The sequence below is a fragment of the Quyinboa ferrireducens genome, assembly GCF_042436675.1.
Lineage (GTDB): Bacteria > Bacteroidota > Bacteroidia > Bacteroidales > UBA5342 > JBHJHP01.
This window is the reverse complement of sequence record NZ_JBHMVA010000002.1, coordinates 174,024-197,906: the sequence shown is the minus strand read 5'-3', so window position 1 is coordinate 197,906 and position 23,883 is coordinate 174,024. Positions and strand designations below refer to the sequence as shown.

The window sequence follows — 23,883 nt, the reverse complement described above, 5'->3', positions numbered from 1 at the left end:
ATTTTAGTTTTTTGAATTTGTTGTGTCGGTGTATTTCTGGTAATCTGCAGAGTACAGGATCATTGCATTCAAATCATCGTCCGAATCGACATCTCCTAAATCAACACAAGAGATATCTATGGAATCGAACGGAATACTTTTAATGCTCGTACAGTCGAAATTTCCGGCACCGTTGTTTAGCCAGAACCGAATGTATATTTTATCTCCATTCATATTCCCATTGCGGGATACAATATCCCAAAAACCATCATTATTGATATCGGCAAGCTTTACCTCCCGCCCAATATCGTTTCCAAAAGTTTGCACTGATTTATCAAATTTAAGTTGCGCATTTATAGTTGCATAAGTTGTATTTATAATTAAAATAAGGGCGATTATGTGATTTGTTCTCATAATGAATTCTATAAAAAACTGAATTTCAATTTTTATTTAAGCTCTTTATTATGCGAATATTGACATTTTCCTAAGGATTGAACAGACGAAACATTCCAGCTTTCATCAGATTTGGGTCAAAGTTGTGAAAGGTTAATATCCAGTTGGATTGCATTTATTTTTACAGGCATGATAACGCAAAAGCTCAAAAAAAGCATTCTTTAATTCAAGCTCCCTTTAACACTTAACAGCGCATAATCTTTAGGGTATTCGCCAAAATATTCTTTAAAACAGTTATTAAAGTGCGAATAATTACTGAAGCCTGTAGCATCCATTACTTCGGCAATGTTGTTCTGGCCATGTTTTAGAATTTGTGCAGCTCTTTTCAGGCGGATAATACGGATAAACTGGTTGGCTGAATAATCTGTCAATGCTTTCAACTTACGGTATAACTGGGTTCTGCTAACGCCTAATTCAAGGGCAAGTAAATCTATGTTCAGGTTGGGATCGGCAATATATTTTTCAATAAGACCAATGGTTTTTTCAAGGAATTTCTGATCGGCATCTTCAATATGTATTTCCTTGGGTTGCAGGTGGAATTCCTTTGAAAATTTTTCGACCAGATGTTTTCTTAAGCGTAGTAAATTTTCAACGCGCGATTTTAGGACGACAGAGTCGAAAGGTTTACTGATGTAATCATCGGCACCTTTTTCGAAACTGCTAAGTTGTGTGCTTATATCATTTTTGGCCGTGAGTAAAATAACAGGGATATGACTGGTTGTTTCCTGGTTCTTGATCTGCTCTATCATCTGAATGCCTGATAATTTGGGCATCATAATGTCGCTTATTATAATATCGGGCACATGTTTTATGGCCAGCTTAATACCCTGTTCCCCGTTATTTGCCTCAATAGTTTGGTATTCAGTAGTGAATATATCAATAATGAATTTTCGTAAATCAGCATTATCCTCTACAACCAACAAGCTTTTTTTGTTAACATCGTTTTCTTTTTCGTCAGCACGTTCTGTTAGTTCGGGTTGTTCTTCTGCGTCTATAGTTTCTGTATAGTTATCTGTATCAGGTAAATAATCTTTGTTAGACACTATTCTTGAATTTTCATAAAAATATTTTTCTACCGGCAGTAGTACTGTAAACACTGTCCTCTTGTTTTTAACGCTTTCGACTTTTACACTGCCTTTATGGAGTTCAACCAGTTCCTTCACCAGTGCCAGACCAATACCAGATCCCTGGGACGTGTTTTCATTTACACGATAAAACCGGTTGAAAATATTTTGCAACTCCTTTTCTGCTATGCCAACACCTGTATCTGCTATGGCTATTTCAACATATCCCTGTTTTTTATCTTTTGCTAATGAGATTTCTACTGCCCCATTTTGGGTATTGTATTTAACAGCGTTTGAAACCAGGTTCGATATAATTTTTTCCAGTTTATCGTGATCGAAAAAACCAGTAAAATCATTTTCTTCCCTTGTAACCCGGATGATAATGTTCTTCTGATTTGCGATAGTTTCAAAAGAACTGGCAATACCTTTAATAAAGTCATACAGATCACCTTGGCTAACATTTAACACCATATTGGAAGTATCCAGTTTTTGTAAGTCTAATAAGTGATTAATCAATTGGAGTAGCTTAAAGGCATTTTTTCTGATAACAGGAAGGAATTCTGAATCATTCAGAATTGCCTTAAGTTTTTCCGTTACACCAATTATTATGGTTAATGGGGTTCGTAATTCATGGGAGATATTTGTAAAGAATTGCAATTTTGCCTGATCCGCCTCATGTACTTTTACAGACATTTTCCGGATGGCTTCCTTTTGCTCATTGAGTATCCTGTTGTCTTTCTTTTTTCTGCGGTAACTTAAGTATATAAGGAATCCAAGAATCGATAACATAATAATACCAATAAAAAAGAAATTGCGTAATAATTTTTGTCTGGCAATTTCCTTATCTGCCTGCAGATTATCCAGTTCCTTTTGCATTTGCAGGTTTTGAAACTCGAACCTGGTTTCGAGCCGGGCTATGTTTTCCACATTGTTCAGAATATTGATACTATCCTTTAATTTATCGGATGATGCTAAAAAAATGTATGCCTGTTGATAGTTCTTTTGACTGGAATAGATTTGGGTCAGGTGCTCAGAAATGTCCTTTTGCAAAGGCAGAGAATTTGCTTCTTTAGCCAGGTTAAGTGCTCGATGGTTATAATTTAATGAACGGTTGATGTCCTTCTGTGCATCGTAATATTTTGCCAGGTTAAAGTAGGAAACGGCAAGATCATAGATTGAATTTGTTGAGTCGGCCAAAGCAATTGCTTTCTGATAATATATAAAGGCACTATCCGGTTTGTGATCAAGCAGGTAAACATTTCCTATATTCACCAATGCTGAATGAAAAACAATTTGCGGACATATATCGCATCCTGTAGTGTAACTTTTTTGGTAGTATTCCAGGGCTTTATCATACTCTTTGGTACTATAATAAATCTCACCTATGTTCCTGTACGCATCGGCCATGGTATGGCGGTGATGGTGTTCCGTTGAAATTTTGAGGCTTTTGTTATAGTATTGAATTGCCATAGAATTGTTTCCTGCCAGTTTGTAATTGTATCCGATATCGTTATACAGGCTTGCAACCGCTAAAGGCTTTGCTTCCTTTTCATATATCTCCATTATTTTACTGTAATAGCTTAAGGCTGCAGGGTAATTTTGCTGTATGTCCCTAAAATAGCTGGCAATTAAATAATACGACTTTATAATCCCTTTTAAATTCTTAGCTTCTTCGGCTAAATCCACTGCAATTTGAACATAGTATATTGATTGATTCCGGTTTCCCAGTTTATTATACAGATTTGCCAGGTCGATATAATAAAATAGTTTTTCGTTTGGATCTTCTTTTTCATCAATTATTGTTTTGATACTGGCTATCTGTCTGTTGATATTCTCTTCCTGATTTTTAGGATCAGTTTTGATAAATAACCAACCCAGTTTAATGAGCATATCGGCACGATTGTCCTTTTTAAAGGCTTCTTCGCTAATTTTTAAATACGACAGTGCTTTATCTAAACTGTCCTGTTCCAATAATATTTGGGCAATATGGTACGAACCGAAACCAATCCGGTCGTAAAAATCATTCTCCTGGCCTATATTTATATTCTTTTGAAATAATGCTTTGGCTGATTCAAGGCTGTCGACTGCCTTATACCCGCAAGCAGCTGCATCATATGCTTCTGCAATTTTAAGTTTATCATCAGTTTTTAGTGCAGTTTCAAGGGCAAAATTCCCATAATAATATTTTACCTGTGCATTGTCATATGGAGTATTCCATGTTATCCTGCATAGGTAATAAACACTGTCATCGGTAGTTTTGCATTGAGCCAGTTCATTTTTTAAACTATCGACAATGACATTTATCTGCGCAAATGAGTTATGATAAGAAATAAGCATGAAGATTAGCAGAACATACAGACTTCGCATCATTGTATAAGGTTTGATCTATTTCAAAAGTAAGATTTTCTTTAAGAAAGAAGCGACGAAACAGTTCAAAAATGATCCTGAATGTTTCAATTGGCTATTGCTCTCCTTATTTATTACAATTCAATTCTTTATTTAACTTTGATATTATCAGCGTCTGAAGTAAGTGGATAATTTAAAAGCTCATCAATTGAAAACCTTAAAAATACAACATCGCCACCTTGCCTTGCCTCTCCGCCATAATTCTTGAAAAGTGCATGTTCTGTGACAGGAAAATCATTTGATTTTGTGTTGCCCACTATATAAATTTTGTCATCGTTTACGATAGCCCTTGGCCAATAATCATTCCCGGTTCCACCAAGGTAGGTTGAGTATTCCTGTGTGCCCATAGCAGAATTAATTATCGAAATGAAATAATCACCTCCCCATGTACTGCCAGAAGCACCATTATATGAAGCATCGAAAGAATTTGAAGTTACCGGGAAATCTTCCGATAGTGATGTGCCGGTTATCAATAAGTTTCCATCATTCGTTTTGGCTATTGAAGTACATATATCCTTGTTAGAACCGCCAATGTATGTACAGTAATTAACTTTATTATTGACCAGACTATATTCCATTACAAAAGCGTCCTGATCGTTGTGATATTCTTTTTGAAATGCATTTTTGCTCACAGGCAAATCGGATGATGTGGTCGATCCACCCAAAAGTAAATTTTTATCATCTTTAAAAATGACAGTGTTTATAAAACCAGGGCTATTGCCCTTTAAATATGTACAATGATTTATTCTTTTGCCGGAAGAATCAATAACTGCAAGAAATAAATTTGCCCCATTTCTGCCCGAAGTTGTATCGGAGCTGGTGAAATAAGAGCCGTCGGTTACCGGTAAATCATTCGAGGAAGATTGACCTGCCAGAATCATATTGAGATCGTCATCAATAATTAATTTGCCGGTTTCATTACCTCTGCCTCCAAAGTAGGTAGAATAAAGCAATTTACCCTGATTGCTAAATTTTGATATGGCAATATCTGCGAGATAGCTACCACTATTGTATCCATTAAAACTATTATTAAGTGCATTCGGTGTTATGGGATAATCGGTAGAAGAAGTGGAAGAACAAACATAGATATTCCCGTATTTGTCAAGTTCTAAGTTTTCATAGCTTTCGGTCCCTGATCCTCCCAGGTAGGTAGAAAACAGTAACCTTGATCCATCATTACTCAATTTCGCTATATACAAATCTCCATGATTCCCGCCTGAAGCACCATTAAAGTTTCTATCGTAGGCATTTTCGCTTGTTGGAAAATCAGATGAAAGGGTATTGCCAATGATGTATACATTCCCTTGATTGTCTATTTCCATATCACCCAAATAATCAACACTTGTACCTCCAATATATGTTGCCCATATAATTTTGTTGGTGTTGATATCGATTTTTACAACATAAGCATCTAAATCGCCCATGTGGTGTGTTGAGAATGCATTTTCAGTAACCGGGAAATTATCTGACATCGTAGATCCGGCTATATACAGAAATCCATCTTTATCAATTTGTACACTGTTTACCTGGTCAGCACTACTGCCACCCAAATAACTTGAATAGGCATTTGGTAAGCTACTCAAGTCCTGAGCTGAAAGACAATTGTTGAAACATAAAACGATTGAAAGTAAGATAAATGTAACTAAGATTGAATTTTTCATATTTTGACTTTTATGAATTAGTATTAAGTCAAAACTAAGATTCAACTATTGCAGCAATCTTTCAGGTAGATTACACTTTGTTAATGTTGGGAAATAATAAAGGTAGTTCTATTTTAAATGTAGTTCCTTTGCCGGTTTCACTGTCAAGCTTTATGTTTCCGTTATGCAGATTGATATATGCCCGGGCAATGCTTAACCCCATTCCATTTCCCAAAGTATTCCTGCTTTTATCAACCTTATAAAATTTATCAAAAATGCGTTCTTGTTCTTCCTTTGCTATGCCAATTCCTGAATCTCTAATGCTGATTATGACCTTATCTCCAAGGATATAATATTCTATAAAAATAGTACCCCCTGTTTTTGTGAATTTAATGGCATTATCAATGATGTTGGATATGGCACGTTGTATTAAATTTATATTCCCGGTTAATTCTATATTATCAATTGAAAAGTTGGTTTTAATTTCAATTCCTTTGTCCTCAGCAACAGGAGTGAAAATATCTACAGCTTTAATTAATAAATTGAATAAGTTAAAGGTGGATTGTTGATTAATGAAAACACCTGTCTCTATTTCTGATATTTCGAGTGTACTGTTCACCATGTAGATTAACCTGTCGCATTCCGAGATGATTTGTCCGAAGGTTTCGGTTTGGTCACCCTGTTCTTTTAAACCTGCTTCTGACAGCCCTCTGATGCCTGTTACAGGGCTTCTAAGGTCATGGGCAATATCGTCGGTCAATTGTTTTTGCTCCCTGATCAGTTCTTCGATTCGATGCAACATATTATTGAATGAATCAGTGAGGTTATTAATTTCTTCACTGGTGCTATTCCCTTTTACCCGTAATGAAAGATTTCCCTTTTGTATATCATTAACAGCTTTGGTAATGCGTGTTACATCTTTCATTGATTTTTTCGCCAGAAAAAATCCTAATGCACCTCCAATAACAACAGATAAAGCCAGAAATACAATAATCAGGCTTCTGATTTGCTGCATAAATAGCAAATTCTCTTTTAAGGAGATACCACCAACAAGGATTTCCCCATCGGGCAGCCAAACATAACCCACACGCACTTCAATATAAGGCTCCTGAACACTGCCTTCTTTTACAAAAAGATAATTTTTTTCAGGATAGTGCTTATAAAACAATGTTGGAATTATTCTGACATCTTTCTCCTTCCATGGATCAGGTAAATCATTATTTAGTGGATTTACTGTTTTGACCTTGGGAAGAGTTGGTAAATTTTCTGAAAATTGAGTCAGGTCTCCCCATATAGCAATGTAAGATTCGCCAATAATTGTATGCGTTGAATCCAATACCAGATAAAAAGTATTTTCTATACCATCCGCCCCCGACTTATTGCTCAGAATTTTTGTCAGGTACTCATTTTCTTGGTTTCTTACAAGGTTAAGGGTTGATTTTAAATTCGAAGAAAGTTGTTTGTCTGTTTTCCGATCCTGAAATAATTCAATTCGGTTAAAAATAAGAAAAGCCAAACCAATGTTTAGGATGAGGTACAACACAATAAACTGAAAGGTCAGCTTAAATACCAAAGTTTTAAAAAACCTACTTTTTCTCCAAAACATATCCCGCACCTTTAATTGTGTGTATTAATTTTTTTTCGAAAGGTTTATCCAGCTTTTCCCTGAGACGGCATATTCTTACATCTACCACATTGGTTTGAGGGTCGAAATTAAAATCCCAGACATTTTCAATGATCATGGTACGTGATACAATATTTCCCTGATGTTCCAGAAGATATCTTAATAAATCAAAATCAAGCGGTTGAAGGTTTATATTTATTCCATCTCTGGCAACCTTTCTTTTGCTTATATCCAAACATATTCCTTCATAACAAAGAACATCTTCCGGCCTTGATCTTCGTTTCATAATTGCATTTATTCGGGCCAGCAACTCGGCAAAAGCAAATGGTTTTACCAGGTAATCATCGGCACCGAAGTTTAATCCATTTACCCGGTCTTCGGTCTTTCCTTTTGCACTAAGAATAATAATTGGTGTATGATTGTTTTTTGCCCTTAATTGTTTGATCAAAGAAAATCCATCGAGCCCGGGCAGCATAATATCTACTATCGCTATGTCAAAACTATTATTAAGTGCAAGTTCATAGCCGGAATTTCCATCCAAAGTATGAACCACACTGAATCCTTCCTTTTGAAGCCCTTTCTGAATAAAAGAGGCAATTGTTAAATCATCTTCAATTAACAGAATCTGCATATTACAAAGGTAAATTTTAAATCATATTAATTAAATCAGGCAGATTACAATGTTGTAATGTTATATGGAAGTGCTGGTGGGAAAAAACAACTCTTTAGCATCCCGAAAACTATCAGCATAGGTTTGTGAATTAGCACCTCCATGTATCGGAACCGGTTGTGTGACTTACCAGGGCTAGCAACCTAAATTTCAGGAAAATACATATCAATTATTGCTTTTGCTTCATTTAACCATTTAACCCTTTGTTCTTTCGTGCTGGTTACGATAATGCGAAACATCCTTCGCTCAAATTGTTTTATCCCACAAAAATCAAAAATGCAGTTTTTCCAGATTGATTCCAGCGGATCCTGAAAAATTTCATTTTCCCTTTTTTCACTGGTATTTGACGTATTAAAAACAATCCCGGTTTTTGCTTTCAATAAGCCAATTGGAATTCCTTCTCCGTTATCACCATCCTTAAACTTATAGGCTATCCCGGGCCTTATAACCCTGTCTATCCAACCTTTTAAAACTGCAGGCGGCTGTCCCCACCAATTAGGATGAACAATGATGATTCCATCGCTATTTACCAAATCATCACAATGTTTTCTTATGAGATCGCTAAAGTTACCTTCTTTGGGTATTTCTTCGGACGTAATAACAGGATCAAATTTTTCCCTGTGCAAATCATGGAAAATAACACGATGTCCGTTTTCAATAAGTCTCTGTTTACAGGTATCTGCAATGGCGTGATTAAAGCTTCCCTGATCAGGGTGGGCCAGTATGACTAATACATTCATAATTTTCTTGCAATAATAAGGTTAGTGGTAACTCCATGAAAAAAATTCACTGATTCAACGATTTGAAAACTTCCGTTCTCCATCATTTTTTCTAAATCCGCACTTGTTAATAAGTTTAGATTTATGGGAAGAATTCCAAGCTTTTTAATGACCAGGAGCGCATAAATTTCAAGTCTTTTTTTTAAAGTCATTTTATCTTTTAAACATACGGTGGTTAAAATAAATAAACTGCCTGGTTTCAATAGGTCATGTATTTTTTGTAATACCTTTTCAATATCTTCCAGGAGATGAATTACATGATAAGACACAATTGCATCGAAAGAAGCATTTTTAAAATCATTGTCAAAGATAGTCCCCTGAGAAAAAGAACAATTTCTGATATCAGCATCATTTTTCTTTTGTATTGCCCTGCTAATCATTTCAGCTGAAATATCCAGCCCGTGAATGTGTCCTGTTGTTTTAGCAAGTTTAATTGTTTTTTCACCGGTAGCACATCCAAAATCCAAAACATTATCATTTGCATGAAGATACTTTTTTGTTTTGGCAATTACTTCCTCAAAAATAGTTTCGAATTGTCTTTTCCTTGCATCATATTTTTCCGCTTCTCTGTCCCAAAAGTTTTGGGTTTTATTTGTCATGATTCTGGTTGTTTTTTAGCATTTCAAAAGAGGTTGTACAAACTTTTTTAATATCTATTTGTAATAAACCAATCAAATATAGATGTGAACAATTTCTCCGCATCTTTATTAAAAAGATCAACCTTTACTTTTATTATTACTCTGCCCTTATCTTTTAATTCATTTATAGTAAGGTGGATATCTGAATCAATTATATTAGCTCTTGAAGAAATTACCCCATTTGCAGGTTTACTGTATTTAATTTCAACTTTTCTGACTACCGGAATGATATCCAATTGAAAGTCTTTAAACTGATTTAATAAATACTCTCCACTTGATGCTTCTGCTAACGCAAACATTGCACTTGCATGTATTGTACCCAGATGGTTCATATATTCATCTTTTGGTTCTAATTTGAAAATATAATTGTCATCATTATTGGCACTTTCTAAGCCCAGAAATTTATTAAATGGTATTTCCAATACTTTCATCAGTAATATATAAATCTGTTTACGTCTTCTTTTATTGTTTCTTTACATTGAGAACTTTAGCCTAACCCTATAACGTTTTTAACTATTGTTAATGCATTTTCGGGCTCAAATACTTTAATCCCAACAATAGGTATTTGAAACTCTTTTTTCTCAAATTGTTTTTGTAATTCTTTAATGAAAACTCCTTGCCCTGCTATTTCTTCATTATCCATTGAAGTACTTTCAACACCACAACTTGGGGAACGATTAATGCCAATTACCCCTTTAATCTCAAATCCATTTTTTAAGTATTCCTCAATTTGATAAACAACAGATTGAATCAGACCTCTAATTATTTTTAAAGAACTTTCTTGTTTAATCACGTTTCGAATTCTGCTGTTTTCCTCAATAACAGGTCTCATGCTTCCATTAACATCACCTCTGTCTAAACCCAGGCAATGCAATTCAGGGCATGGCATTTGAACAATTCCAATATCTATTGAATTTATCAAATCTACAAGTTCTGTTATTGTACCACCATATGAAGCTGTTCCATCTGATTTAGCATTCTGGTTAATTATGCAATGTGCTAAAAGTATGATTGATTTACTTCTTTTGTCTTCAAACATTTTTCTTTGTATTTGAATCAATTTTATCAGTTGTCCTGTAATTTAATATCTCGGTTTATCTTTTATCTCATCATAATAGTTTTCCAACCCAATTTCACGAATCCTTCGATTTATCTTTAACCATCTCTGCTTTAAATTATTGTCAAATCCAGTATTATCGCATGGGAAATCTGTACATTGATAACAATAATCTACCGTTTTGCCTTTATAACAATGTCGCACCATACAATCCCTAAACAAATGGCACTCCTGTTTTCGGCATCCCTGACAATTGCCCGAAGATAAAAGGTTCAATAACTCATTAAAATCGTGATATTTATTAAAAACAGGCTCATCCAATAAGGTCACAAACCGTTTTGCATAATTGTCAAAATTACCAAGATTTGCTTTTAACTGCTCTGCGTGATATTTAATCTGACCATTGGCATATGCAAAGCACTTTTCACATAATAATCCACATGGCCCAAATTTATTATTTAAATCATTCTGCACCTTTTAACCATTTTATAGGATGTCCCAATGTTCTTTTTATTTCTTCCATCTCGGCTGCATGCCACATTTCATGCTTAAAACACCAGGACAACGCTTCATATTTAGTATCAGCAACCGGATGTTTAAAAGGTATTGGTTCTAATGCATCAAACAGAATATCATCGTTCAGCTTACTTAAATTATCCAAACAAATTTCATGAACCATATTAAATTGTTCTTTTAATTCTTTTGCTGTTATAATATTTTGCTCAACAGACCTGTGTAAAGAACCCATTCCATTGAAAATTTTATTAAACTGAACCGGGATCACTTTGTAAACCTGTTCATTTCTACCAGTTATCACTGTCAAAGCATGAAAATTCTGAGCCATCATTAAATGCCCTATTTGCCAGGAAAAATTAGAATCTGTATTCTCTGGAATGGTAAACCATAAGTCTTCAGGTATTTCCGAAACTAATCTATTGACAAAATTTCTTGATTCGACAAACTGCTCTTTTAAAAATTCAATTTTACTCATAATTATTTATTTTAAACCATTGTTTTCCGGCTAAAAGTCGATACTCCTAAAAGATTCTTCGCTCCATTTTACTACGCTCAGAATGACAGTCTTTTAGTTTCATATGGGGCTGGAGGATGGTTGGTTTGAGAGTCTGTCGCGAACCAAACATCCTCCGGCCCAAAAGCCAGCAAATGTCTGTTATTCCGAGTGAAGCAAGAAATCTCTGAAGCTTTAACCGGACAACAGCAATTTTAAGCTTATAATATAATTAGTGAGTTAAGCATTCCGATTTGTGACAACTCAGTTCAATAATTTTTCCCAATAGTTCTTTCTCGGCAATTCCTTTTCAAATTTTTGGTATAAATCAGCCAGACGGACCATTTTTTGTACAGTTGAATATTCCTGTTCAAAATCAATAGATGCAACCTGTTTGCAAATTCTGCATTTACAGGTTCCTTGCGGATTGTACAGTGGACAGGTATCATTCATAAAATTTTTGATTTTAGACAATGAACGCGAGGAGATTTGCCTGATATTATCCTCTTTCATGTCCATAATCTCACTAATCTGTTTGTATGAAAGCCCAATATTTTCGCGAAATATAAATATTAACCGGGCATCATTGTTCAGACAGTGGTTAAGAGCAGTCAAACACCAGTCGCATATTTCTTTAACCCATTCCTGTCTTTTTTCTTCAGTACCGGAATATTCAACCTCCGGCAAAGCTCTGAATTCCTCCAATTCTATAATTGTTGCTGTTTTTTCGTTTTTCGAATACTTAAGAATAGTACGTTTGGCAATCGTATAAATCCATGTTGACAATTCCGAATTGCCATTGAATGAGTCTATGCTTTTGATCACCTCGAACCAAACCTCCTGGGAAGCTTCTTTTGCAAGTTCTTTATTCTGTATCATTCTGTGAGAGATACACGAAACCATAGTTCCGAATTTTTCTACAAGTTCTTCTAAATCAATATTCATTAGTCATAATTTGTTTGGGTCGGGACGATGCATATTTTAATGTTCATTTATCTCTGGTAGAATATAGCATCCATTTAAGAAGATATCCACTAGCCGATAAATATTCTGTCCGTTTTAGTTCAATCGCTTTTGCCAGATGTATCTCCTCCCAGTATTCCCCTTTTAAAGAAGATGTCTCATCAAATCCGAGAATCTGTGCACCAAGATCAATTAAACTATATTTAATTAATTCAAACCTTCTTTTTGTTTCAATTCCGATAGGCCAGTAAATGGCACCATCCTTTTTATAAATAGTGCTGTCCCCGTACCAGGCATAATCATTAAAGTTGTCATATATACGGGAACAATTAAATGTGTTTACCAAAGGAACGGATTGCCCCCCTAATTGTAAGAACAGTGCTCCTTCAATAGAATGACGCAGAGTGGCCGCCATATAATCCGGGTGAGGATAAGCGAAGTGATTTCCAAGGGCCCCCAGCGTATCCATATTGTATCCTGAAACCCTGTCCTTGACCTTTTTACCTTCTACTAAGGATTCATTTTCCAAATCTGTAGGCATAGCCACAGCTGCAAGCCTGTGTTCGTATGATTTCTCTAACCAGGCATTATAATTACTATGATTAGGAAGCATAGCACAGGCTGTTTGTAATGCCGTCGCATTCCAACCAACTTCTTCTGCCATCGTATTAAAAATATAATTCCCGTTGGCGTAAGGCGGCATATTATTCAGAAAGCGGTTAGCCTCATATTCAATCATTCGGGTTACATTGTTTTTGGCTTCCTTATCAAGATATTCCCACATCAGCCATCCGGCAACAGCAACTTTACCGGCCCATTGCGCTGACTGCCACTGATCGCCCCATGGATGATTTATACCTCCATTTATTTTATGATCTTTAGCCAGGGATTTAATGATCTGTGTTGTGCGTTGAATGATAACAGATTTCGGCAAATCAATCATTGATGCTTCATATGAATCAGTAAAAATTAAAACCGCCAGTGTATAAGCATACTCGGCAGCATCCCGGATACCACCTTTGGTTTCCTTACCAAATTCAGCTTTTTTGTTATTGTTCTCTAAATAACCAAAGTCAATGAAATCATTTTTATCAGTTTTCCCATTTTTATCCTTAAGGTCCGGTATTGAATTCCACCAATTATTCAGGACCTCTTCACAGGTAAATGTTAACAGCGTCTGCCATTGATTCAATACAGGATCATCAACAACGTCGTAGCTAAATCTCGATTTATCAATTGGCACAACTTCGTTGTTACTGCTTTGAGCCAATGAATTTGAAATAGTAGCAGTAAAAATTGTTACAATTAATATTATCCTGATATGAAAAACGTATGTATTCATAACCCTGATTTTTTATTGATATTTTCGTTACATGCTGTACTTACTGTATACATAACCGCTGGCGGTTTATCAATCAATCGTCTTTCCGCAATGCGTGCATTTTAAAAACTGATGAGGTCAACATTGTTGCCAAGGTTACGGTAATTAATTTTTTCCAGCGGGTTGGTGCCGTTGAGGTATTCTTCCACATTGGTATAAATATCACCGTCAGTATCCAAAGAGCCGTCTGCAGGATTCGCAGGATCCAGCTTGTATTGACGTTCCCAGTCATCGGGCATGCCGTCGCCGTCAGTATCAACAGGAACTTCTTTAGGATCGTAAGCCAGGTCAGGATAACCACCAACTTCTGAAATGTCCTTAATGATCCCCGTCTCAGTCATGGGTTTGCCGCTAAGAACCATTTCGGTCACACGCTTATCCACAGCATCGCGTTTGGGCAAAGTAGCACCCACATGGGCCAGTACCGATTGATAGGCCGCTTCAGCCGTTTCGTGTGGTGCCACAGGCCAGCCCACGAAAGGAGTATTTACACGGGCCAGACGCTCGTAAGCTGCATTTACCCGTTCATGACGTTGAGGTCCGCGCATGCCTGCCCAGTTATTATTGTTAAGCTCTTCATTGCCCTCCATGATATTACCGGCAACGTACCATTTTCCAGGACGTTTTTGAGCCCGGGGAAACCAATTGCCTTCAGCCCATGCACTGCCGGGCGAATACATGTCGCGTTGCTCAATACGTGCAAAAGCATCACGCATATCATCGTTGGTAGCCGGACCCGGTTTGTAATAATTATTAATGACATTGACCTGGGATGTTTCGTCACCGCCATCCATGGTTCTGTGTTGCCAGTTGAAAATAACATTGTTGCGAAAGTCAAAAGGACCGGACATCCCAATGGATGGATTGCGCGCTGTATTGCAGGCAAAAAGGTTATGGTGAAAGGTAGAAGGGTTTCCGCCCCAGGTGCCGCCAAAGGCATGACCGCGGGCATTGAGTGCTTCACTGGAAATGGTCCATTGAATGGTAATATTTTTTGCAGGATCCTTAATCCGTGTGGTTCCGTCCAGGGAAGGCCTCATACGCCGGTAAAGCGAAATATTTTCGTCCATGCCCCAACTGGTTGAACAGTGGTCGATGATGATGTGATGATCGGGGCTGCCGCCACCAATATTGTCATCGCCCTGTCCGCCCTGTGGAATACCCCGACGGACACGAATGTGCCGCATAACGACATTGTGCGTATTGATATTGACCGTTCCCATGATGCAAACACCATCACCCGGTGCTGACTGGCCTGCAATAGTGATGTAGGGATAATTGATATTGATGTCGTCCTGAATTTTAATGTTTCCTGCTACGCGGAATACCACAATACGTGGCCCTTCGGCTTCAAGGGCAGCACGAAGGCTACCTTCTCCGCTATTGTTTAAATTGGTAACCGCAATTACTTTTCCTCCACGCCCGCCTTGCGTAAACATACCGCCACCCCAGGCACCCGGAAATGCCGGAATAACCGCTTCAGGTAATCTTGGCGGATGTGGTGGAATCTGCCCCTGCTCAGGCTGCCGGGTTGAAACAACTTCTTCCTGTGCACTAACAACAAGGCTTGTGCACAGTGCAACAAGGGAAAAAGCATGGATAAAAATTCGATGAACAGGTGTCATATTAATTATTATTTAGTTGATTAAGCTGTTTTTCTAATTCAGCATAGTTTTTTATTTCCTCTTTTCTATCATACGTCCGATTATTGAATCCGAACTCTAACAAATTAATTAAAAACTCGTCTTTATATTTTTCAGTCAGTCTGTTTTTAACAAGTCCTGGATTACAAATAAAAATTCCACCAAGGATATTGGATGGAGTTTCGTTTGCAGAATCTTTTGTCTTTAAAATCATTTCAAGAAAACAGTCAAATAATATGGTGTCATTGTTTTCACAAATTATTTTCTCGATTTTTATTATTCCCGGATTCAATTTACCGTCAATAAAATCAAAGCTGTAATTTGGTTTCCCATAATTTTCGCCATATTCATTCATTAGGGAAATGATTTCTTCCCTATTCTGTCCGTTTGCAGAAAGAGTGAAAATAATAATTAATAATGGAATTACTCTTTTCATTGTGGTCCTTTTTCTAATTGGCTACAACCTTACCACGGTATGGTATCGTCCCGATGTACACCGCGATGCACTGTGAGCGTGTGTTGTAACCAGTTTTTTATTTAATCTTTAATATTCTTCTATAAAAGGATTTATTTAATTCATCAAGTTCCAATCTTAACCTAATTCTTTTATTGTCTAAAAAAATTATGTTCCCTTCTTTCATTGTCACTATTACCTCTTTTGAATTTATTTCGTTCAAAGGAATAAATGCATTAGCATAGCCCAGCATAGAAATCTTAATTAAAGAATCTGAGATTTGGTCCTTATCAATTAACGCAATTCCGTTTATATCTGAAATTACTCCAGTGTGTTTATTTGATATATCCGCAAAAGTTAAAGTGGCACCTCCTTTTATAGGCCTGTTAAACTTATCTTGAATAATAAATTTGATATCAGAATTATCATTAGCCTGAGGGGTGATTGTTTGGATGAAGGTGGATTCATATTTTTTATCGTGTGATGTGACATCGATAATTATTTTATTTCTCTTTAATTTATAAACTCCTTGTCCAATATAAAATTCTTCTCCAAAGCAACCTGTAACTTCAAATTTAAACGAAACAATATTATTGGGTTTAAACTCAATATATTCATTTGTATTGGTATATTTTCCTGTAGGATTTTGAGCTAAAGTGTTAATCCCAAATCCAAGGATGACTAATATGAGCGTAATGTGAATTTTCATCTTTTTAAAGTTGGTTACATTGTTCCCGCCGTATGGTATCGTCCCGATGTATTTCGGAACGCAATAAGACCGCATGTAGTGTTAGTTATTTAATTAAGTGTCCAATTTCCTTTCCAGTATCTCCAACGTTTGAGTAGCTCTTTTCTTATAATCTTCTAACATCCGCACAAATTGAACCGAATAATACAGATATCTTGCACTTCTTTGCTGATGCTCCTTGCTTTCGTAGATGTATTTTAAGTATTCTTTATCATATGTTTTGTTATATACTATAACATCAGAATACCAATCATATTTTTGATAATCTTTGATAGCTTCATCCGATAATCGATAGAGATATTTCCCAAAATCTTTAATATTTGTTATACGTCCATCATATAAATAAAACAAATACTGAGAGAGCGTATCCTTGCCAAAATCAACCTGATCATTGTTTATTTCTCTGTATAATTTATACCCTTTGTCGGTATTGTAAAAAAGATGATTTACTATCAGTCCACAATTACATTTACTACAATTCTGATAGTTATTTGCGTTTATGGTGTCGAAATAGGCCATCGAAACTTTTTTATCTATAATATCAGCTAAATCCAGGATGATTTTTTCATAGTAATCAATAACATAATTTGCATATAATGTATCGCTTCGTAAATCTTTATGCATTTGATAATATACTTCCTGCAAATAATTCTCCTCTTTTCTATCCTCGTTCCAATTGTTTATTTTAAGAGCAAGTAAAATACTCAACATTATCAATAAAATCTCTCCTAATGAATACTTTAAGTAGTCTGATATTTTATCTTTCTTCATAAAATCTAATCGTTTTTTATTAAAGAATCGTTTCATTGCAAGGTTTTGTTTTAATTCTGACTAACGTTCCGGCGATATGGTGTCGTCCCTATGAACATTGGGATGCTATATGCCCCCTGTGTCATGGGCCGTAATTCTTTACTCTTTAATTAATTTACTGATTATCGTTTTTTCAGAGGTTATAATTTTAACCAGGTATACACCTTTATGGAGACTTGATAAGTCTATGGGATCTGAACAAACATGTGCATAAATGACCTGTTTCCCTTGTAAATCGAGCATTTGGATATATGTATTTGGGTGGTTGTTATATTTGATAAATAACTTATCTTTTGCAGGATTAGGATAAAAATTATTGACTCTTGATTCTTTTGTTAAGTAAACGGAAGAAACATTATTATCATTTAAACAACGGACAGAATATCCACAACTCATCTCAGAATGGTCACTTCGCGAAAGGCTGTAACTATTCCTGCTTAAAGATATATCCCATGGGTTAATTTCAGATTGAGTAGAACTCCACATATGAACTACATTACCAATAGCAAAGTATTCTCCGCCAGGAAATCGCATCCCTCCCGGAATTGCTGTAAATCCAGAACTATTGTCAGCTCCCGTATTTGGATCATTCCAATGATTTAAACCTGATTCTTTAAGTTTTCCACCGGCAATACTATCTCCTCCTAAGTATGTTTCTAAGATCATCCATTCGTCATTAGTTGGTACATGCCAACCAGTTGGACAAAGCTTCCCCGTTTGTACTACATACCAATTATACAATGCTCCATATGGATTTTTATACTGAATTGAGTCATTGTACCAGGTAAATGCAGGTGTTCTCAGAAATCCAGTATTATCTTCCGGGATTGCAATACCATCATTATATTTCGTTGTTTTCAGATTTTCTTTCATCCAGATTTGCGTTCCAATGGTTATCGTGTTATATACATTACCATCAACATCGGTGACTGTTTGAGCTTCATTCCTGACAGTTAAAGTAAGTAAGGTAAGTAATATTAAATAGTTTTTCATTTTATATCATTTTTGCTTTCGAGATGTGTCTTTATTGACCAACGTTCCCATAGTATGGCGTCGTCCCGATGTACTTCCGAATGCACTATGACCGCGTTTTACTGTAACCAGTTGTTTTATTCGTATAAAAATACTCTAACATTATTAAAATCAGTCCTTCTTAAATTAAGATAATCTATTATCTCAGGTTTAACACTATCATATTTTTCAATTTTGTCAATGGCAATAAAAGTTGAATCATATTTTTCAAATGGACATGTTCCATGTGAATGGTCAAATACTTTTTCCCCAGTATTAGTTGTTTGAATCCTATAGTCTGTTTGTTCTCCAATGTATACATTTTCATATTTCATAACTGTACCTGAAAATGTGAATGCAATACAAATTGAGTCGGAGTTATTAAAACGGTATATACTATTACTGGATATATTCAAAGTCATATTTTCACAGTAATCAGGTTTATAGAAAAGGGTATCATAAATATAATATGTTCTAAACTCTTTTATAACAGAATCGCAATCAATTTTCTCACTTTTGCAGCTTTGACAGTTACGAAAGTTTAAGATCGTTTCAAACTTTGACAAATAATTTTCTGGATTGGTTATCGAACTTAATAAATCTGGATTCTTTTTCAATATGTAGTAATTTGTTTCTCTATTCGGTATTAAATCAAATTTGCTAAATCTAATGAGTATTTCAGGTTTCAAACTACAATAATATTCATCGAATTCTTTATCTGGAGTATACTTGAAAATAATGGTTCCAACAATATCAACTTGCTCAGCTTTTTTCTTATTCTGCGCATTACAGAAAAAAAATAACATTAGTAATATTGAAGTGATAAAACATCTCATTTTACAATTGGCTAAGGTTCCAGCATTAAGGCATCGTCCCGATGTATTTCCGAATACACTATGACCGCTTGTTGGCACCTGTTTTTATCATTTGCTATTCTATTTTTTCATTAATTATTTTCTCAAATTGAATAAGAGAATTCCGCAGGCTCGTATTCGTTACTTCTGTTTCTATACCTTCCAAAATGATATATACATATGCCCATGTTCCGGTTAATAATGGTTGTTCATAGTCTCCTGTTAGCTCAAACTGATTATTTAATGCATTTTTTAAATAATTAAAAGTAGAATCATTACTTATATTTCTAACAATAATTGTCTCAATAGACGTATCACGAAAATTATACTTAGTTATTATTCCTTTTATATTATCCGTGTTATTAGTCAAGTATAATTTAAAATCAATTTGACCTCCACCCTGACGTTCAAATCGCATATAATTATTGGAATCAACCGTGTCAGGAATTACTCCTGTTGGATAAGGATTAGAATTCACAGGATATTTTTCACATGCGGAGCACAGCACTAGCAATATAAAAACTATAAATACAATTGAAAATGATCTCATATGTCAAAGTTTTAATTTTTTAATATTAGAAAATTATTTCAATAAGTTGGTTCTGTATACATTAAACTTGGGCCCAACGGATTTATAAATGAAATGTTTGGCATTTCAAAGCGACTTCCTATCAAACCGTTGCGATATTCATTAAGCGTACCACCCTTTAAATCAGCAATTTCCGACAAATGTCTTATATAATGTGTTATGTACAGGACGTTATTCGTATGTCTCATTTATTCATCTTTAAGTGTCATTACAGGATTTTGAATCGCTGCTCTATAAACCTGAATATTAATGCTAAGTATGGTTACCAATATTAATAAAACACTTGTGATAAAAAATATCCCAACACCAATATTAATTCTATATGCAAAACTTTGTAGCCAATTGTCTATAACATAATATGCAACAGGGAAAGCAATGAACAATGATAATATTAACATTAAGAAATATTTTTGATTCAACATTTTTACAACATTAGAAACTGTTGCTCCATTGACCTTGCGAATTCCTACTTCTTTAGTTCGTTGTTGAATATTTTCAATCGATATGCTAACTAAACCAAGAGTAATAATAACCATTGCAATAACAGAAAGTATGATTAGTATTCGTCTTGCATAGGTTTCTTTGCTATAAAGGCTATTATAAGAATTTTCAAAAAAGGAATATTTTAAATAATTGTCTGAGGTAAACTTTTTCCATTGTTTTTCAAGGAATGCAACCGTTGAAACAGAATTATTATTTCCAGTCTTAATTGATAAATAATTAGGAATCCAATGGGCGTATACTGTAGGCATCGTTACAAAAGCCATAGGTTTTATTTCCTTTTGTTTTGAATCGAAATGGAAGTTTTTCACTACGCCTATTATTTTAAAAGTTTTTCCTCCAAATTCAATGCTGTTATTTAAAACATTATTATATCGCAGAATTTTAGCTGCCGATTCATTTATTACAATCTTATTATCATTTGAATAATCGTTAGAGAAAAATCTTCCTTGTAAAATTTCCAGTTGAAATACATCTTTAAAACTAAAGTCGCAAGGACAAAATGCCATAACAAAACTTTCTTTTGATCCTTTAATGATTTTCTTACAAGCTATTTCCGGAAACTGTTCGCCTGGAATTGTATAAGAATAAGTTACCTGTTCAATTTCTGGATTATTAAGCAACGAATTTTTAAACGATTCTAACGAATTACCCAATTTGTCAATACCTTTAACATTTATTATATTTTCTTTTGTCATTCCTAATTCATCATTCTCCATGTAACGTAGTTGTCGGTTTATTATTAAAGTGCTGAATATAACAATTACAGATATCACCAATTGAATTACCATTAAAGCATTAAAGCTATTTTTCTTTGATATATTATGGTTGCGATTTATTAAAGATGATAAACTCTGTTTAATTGTTGATGGAATAGACACCATTGCCACTGTAAATGCGATCATCAAGGAAACCGTTAATAAAATAATATAATTGCTGAAATTGTCAGTAAATCTAAAATTTTCAATTTTTAGTATTAATGGAACCAATGTCTCAAGCAAAATAAAACTTATAAAAATAGAAATCACTGTAATTATTATTATTTCAGACAAGAACTTGTAAAAGAGACTGTCGTTTCTGGCACCACTAACCTTTCTTACATATATTTCTTTATGTGATTTGTGTATTCTAATTTTTGTAAGCGTTATGAAAATAGAACTTGTAATTATTAATATCAGGACTAAAACCGAGACGAATAATTTGATATAAATTACATCACCATTTTGTTCGAGTTCATCATTAAAGTTCGAATGTAAATGTATGTCTGTCAATTTTTGTAAGTCATGCCTGAAATAATTTTCCGAATTGGTTAAAGAAGCATTATTAAAATCCTTAATAATTGGGGCGATATAGTTTAATGTATATTCATTAATTTTTTTCTGAAGATTTTCAATATCAATATTTTTTTGCAATAGTAAATAGGTATAAAAATCCGTAGATAACCATTGCTCATTATCAGTCCACCTAAGTGTATTCATGGAAAACAGTATATCGAAGTGAAAATGTGATTCATTTGGGAAATTATTTACAACACTTTTTATAGTGAAAGTATGCTTGTTACCATCAATAAAGAAATCTAATTTATTTCCTGCTACATTATTGCTTCCAAAAAGTCTATTAGCGGCTTTCTCTGTAAGAATAACTTCATTTGGATTACTTAAAATTTCTTTGTTGTACCCATTGATAAAGCTTACATCAAATATCGAAAAAAAGCTAGTGTCAACACCGTATGCTTTAAGATAAAGCGCATTTTTATCCTCAGTGGTTACTTCCACACTACCAATCTTGAGAATCCTTGTTGCAGCTTTTACTTCAGGGAAATTATTTTCTAAGGATTTAGCTAAAGGTGCGCCGGTACGTGCGCTTTTTATTATCAAATCACCTGCTTTTCCATTAATTACAACCCTATATATGTCCTGTTGATTTTTATGAAATTTGTCAAAACTTTTTTCGATGAAAATCCAATTAGAAAGTGTTAATATCACTGTAAGTCCAAGAGTTATTGAAATTATACTTGTTATAGAATACAATGAATGTCTTTTTAAGTTCAGAGATATACTTTTAAGATTTATTTTCGACATAATATATTGTTTTTCTTATCATAAAGCTCTTCAGAAATCATGCCCAAAGTATATTATATTTAATATCAGCACATTAAAAATCATCATATAATCTCATTGTCTAATTTATTTACGGTTGAAGTAAATTTTTTCACACAGTCTCATGATTGTTCTAAAGCTTGCAGGATGTTTTTTTGCCTGTTTGTTAAAGCACATGGTTTAAAAATTTATAAGCACATGCTTTACACTAAATTAGTGCTTAGCCTTATTGTGTTTTCGTGCATACTATGAATTTTGGTCTGATTTATATTTTCTATTGCAAATCGTTTATTCATTATAGCATAGACTTGATTTATAAGTTTTGATTTATAAGCTTTTTACAAATATGTGCTTTCCATAGTCTTATAGAGAAACTAATTGAAACAATAAATCCAATTATTAAACCAATCCATGCAAGTACCTTGAATAATTCATCAATATTGTTAAATGCTGATAAGCTATTTAATGCAAAAATTGTAATTAACACAAAAAATGATAAAATAATACTTTTCTTAATAACAGTACGACTATTTATCTCTACAAGCTTAATGATCTTGGACCTAACCAAAGGATCCAAAATATCAAGGTTTTTAAATAAAGTTTCTCTATTTGAATTTAGAATTATTTTCTCATATATATAATACATGTAATCCTTATCATCAATAAATTCTTTGATATCACAATTTACAAATGGATTCGTATTGTTTTTTAGTAATTTAATTATTTCATCTAAAGGCACTCGGGTTCCTGTCCTTTTTACTTCATTAATAAAATCCTCTAATGAACTTATATTACAAGTTTCATTTTTTACTTCTAATATTGATTCATTAAAAGATAAGTCTATAATACTTTTTTTATAAATCGAAAATGAATTATTAATTTTATGAAATTCAATATCGGATGTTTTATAAAGTTTAACAGTAATTGTTTTGTTTTTTATTTTTTCAAGCAGATGAAGGATGTGTCCGTTTGTTATCAAGGCCTTTGTGTCTGTAAAGGGAGCTAATGTATGACATATAATTATTTGATTTGTGATTAAAATTATGATTCCAAGCTGACCTTCATAATAAGATTTTCTTTTTGAAAGTATTGAGCCTCCAAAAATCATTTCTCCAATCGCACCTCCTATTGCAACACCTGCAATCATACCCATAGCTTTTGAAAGAGTATCATCCTTTCTTTCAGTTAAATTCCAATTAATAAATGCTTTACAAATTGGTTCCTCATCTTGACAAATTAAACGTACTAAGGTGTCAATGTTTGATACAATGTTATTTATATTTGAAATCTCATCTGTGTTTTCAGTACTTGCTAATTCTGTTTGAGATTTCAGATTTGTATTCAATCTTCTTTCCTCTAGGATATCTTGTATTATTTCTGAAATTTGAGGAACATATTTATTAGAGTTTATTGCTTCTGTTAATTTCTCAGTTGAATAACCTGAATAATCTGAGTAAATCTTTTGTTGTCTAGAATTGTAATTTTTTATCATATGATTTTTGTTTGTATGG

General features: G+C 34.2%; 22 protein-coding genes. All 22 read right to left on the bottom strand.

What is annotated here, in order from left to right:
- Window positions 1-3: 3 nt before the first annotated feature.
- Window positions 4-393, bottom strand: coding sequence for an FG-GAP-like repeat-containing protein (locus tag ACE01N_RS04285; RefSeq protein WP_380585181.1), 390 nt, complete (start codon window positions 391-393; stop codon window positions 4-6).
- A gap of 200 nt (window positions 394-593) precedes the next feature.
- Complete coding sequence (locus ACE01N_RS04280) at window positions 594-3,866, bottom strand: tetratricopeptide repeat protein (RefSeq protein WP_380585179.1); 3,273 nt, start codon at window positions 3,864-3,866, stop codon at window positions 594-596.
- A 125-nt stretch (window positions 3,867-3,991) separates the two neighbouring features.
- Window positions 3,992-5,563 (bottom strand): SBBP repeat-containing protein, encoded by a 1,572-nt coding sequence (locus ACE01N_RS04275; protein ID WP_380585177.1) that lies wholly within the window; start codon window positions 5,561-5,563, stop codon window positions 3,992-3,994.
- 70 nt (window positions 5,564-5,633) lie between these two features.
- A complete protein-coding gene (locus ACE01N_RS04270; RefSeq protein WP_380585175.1) occupies window positions 5,634-7,148 on the bottom strand; it encodes a sensor histidine kinase in 1,515 nt (504 codons plus the stop codon).
- Window positions 7,129-7,797, bottom strand: coding sequence for a response regulator transcription factor (locus ACE01N_RS04265; protein ID WP_380585173.1), 669 nt, complete (start codon window positions 7,795-7,797; stop codon window positions 7,129-7,131). Before ACE01N_RS04265 ends, ACE01N_RS04270 begins: the two co-directional genes overlap by 20 nt.
- Before the next feature lie 182 nt (window positions 7,798-7,979).
- Window positions 7,980-8,576, bottom strand: coding sequence for an NAD(P)H-dependent oxidoreductase (locus ACE01N_RS04260; protein WP_380585171.1), 597 nt, complete (start codon window positions 8,574-8,576; stop codon window positions 7,980-7,982).
- Window positions 8,573-9,214, bottom strand: a complete 642-nt coding sequence (locus tag ACE01N_RS04255; RefSeq protein WP_380585168.1) for a class I SAM-dependent methyltransferase — start codon at window positions 9,212-9,214, stop codon at window positions 8,573-8,575. Before ACE01N_RS04255 ends, ACE01N_RS04260 begins: the two co-directional genes overlap by 4 nt.
- A gap of 47 nt (window positions 9,215-9,261) precedes the next feature.
- Entirely contained in the window at window positions 9,262-9,684 is a 423-nt protein-coding gene (locus ACE01N_RS04250) for a PaaI family thioesterase (protein WP_380585166.1), read from the bottom strand.
- Window positions 9,685-9,740: 56 nt separating this feature from the next.
- Window positions 9,741-10,292 (bottom strand): CD3072 family TudS-related putative desulfidase, encoded by a 552-nt coding sequence (locus tag ACE01N_RS04245; RefSeq protein ID WP_380585164.1) that lies wholly within the window; start codon window positions 10,290-10,292, stop codon window positions 9,741-9,743.
- Between the two features lie 42 nt (window positions 10,293-10,334).
- Window positions 10,335-10,784: a DUF3795 domain-containing protein gene (locus ACE01N_RS04240; protein WP_380585162.1), complete on the bottom strand. Its 450-nt coding sequence runs from the start codon at window positions 10,782-10,784 to the stop codon at window positions 10,335-10,337.
- Complete coding sequence (locus ACE01N_RS04235; RefSeq protein ID WP_380585159.1) at window positions 10,774-11,301, bottom strand: DinB family protein; 528 nt, start codon at window positions 11,299-11,301, stop codon at window positions 10,774-10,776. Before ACE01N_RS04235 ends, ACE01N_RS04240 begins: the two co-directional genes overlap by 11 nt.
- A 282-nt stretch (window positions 11,302-11,583) precedes the next feature.
- Window positions 11,584-12,264 carry an RNA polymerase sigma factor gene (locus ACE01N_RS04230; RefSeq protein WP_380585157.1) on the bottom strand — a complete coding sequence of 227 codons (681 nt, stop codon included), beginning with the start codon at window positions 12,262-12,264 and terminating at the stop codon, window positions 11,584-11,586.
- A 43-nt stretch (window positions 12,265-12,307) separates the two neighbouring features.
- Complete coding sequence (locus ACE01N_RS04225) at window positions 12,308-13,624, bottom strand: hypothetical protein (protein ID WP_380585155.1); 1,317 nt, start codon at window positions 13,622-13,624, stop codon at window positions 12,308-12,310.
- A 101-nt stretch (window positions 13,625-13,725) separates the two neighbouring features.
- On the bottom strand, window positions 13,726-15,288 hold the full coding sequence (locus tag ACE01N_RS04220; protein ID WP_380585153.1) for a pectate lyase family protein: 1,563 nt from the start codon (window positions 15,286-15,288) through the stop codon (window positions 13,726-13,728).
- Between the two features lies 1 nt (window position 15,289).
- Window positions 15,290-15,742 (bottom strand): hypothetical protein, encoded by a 453-nt coding sequence (locus ACE01N_RS04215; RefSeq protein ID WP_380585151.1) that lies wholly within the window; start codon window positions 15,740-15,742, stop codon window positions 15,290-15,292.
- Window positions 15,743-15,839: 97 nt separating this feature from the next.
- The gene (locus ACE01N_RS04210) at window positions 15,840-16,469 is read right to left on the bottom strand and encodes a hypothetical protein (RefSeq protein ID WP_380585149.1); all 630 of its coding nucleotides are present in this window, start codon (window positions 16,467-16,469) and stop codon (window positions 15,840-15,842) included.
- A 93-nt stretch (window positions 16,470-16,562) separates the two neighbouring features.
- The gene (locus tag ACE01N_RS04205; protein ID WP_380585146.1) at window positions 16,563-17,315 is read right to left on the bottom strand and encodes a hypothetical protein; all 753 of its coding nucleotides are present in this window, start codon (window positions 17,313-17,315) and stop codon (window positions 16,563-16,565) included.
- Between the two features lie 102 nt (window positions 17,316-17,417).
- Window positions 17,418-18,311 (bottom strand): FISUMP domain-containing protein, encoded by an 894-nt coding sequence (locus ACE01N_RS04200; protein ID WP_380585144.1) that lies wholly within the window; start codon window positions 18,309-18,311, stop codon window positions 17,418-17,420.
- Window positions 18,312-18,427: 116 nt separating this feature from the next.
- A complete protein-coding gene (locus ACE01N_RS04195; RefSeq protein WP_380585142.1) occupies window positions 18,428-19,135 on the bottom strand; it encodes a hypothetical protein in 708 nt (235 codons plus the stop codon).
- Between the two features lie 124 nt (window positions 19,136-19,259).
- The gene (locus tag ACE01N_RS04190) at window positions 19,260-19,733 is read right to left on the bottom strand and encodes a hypothetical protein (protein ID WP_380585140.1); all 474 of its coding nucleotides are present in this window, start codon (window positions 19,731-19,733) and stop codon (window positions 19,260-19,262) included.
- Window positions 19,734-19,960: 227 nt separating this feature from the next.
- Window positions 19,961-22,354 (bottom strand): ABC transporter permease, encoded by a 2,394-nt coding sequence (locus tag ACE01N_RS04185; RefSeq protein WP_380585138.1) that lies wholly within the window; start codon window positions 22,352-22,354, stop codon window positions 19,961-19,963.
- 331 nt (window positions 22,355-22,685) lie between these two features.
- Window positions 22,686-23,864: a hypothetical protein gene (locus ACE01N_RS04180; protein ID WP_380585136.1), complete on the bottom strand. Its 1,179-nt coding sequence runs from the start codon at window positions 23,862-23,864 to the stop codon at window positions 22,686-22,688.
- Window positions 23,865-23,883: the final 19 nt, after the last annotated feature.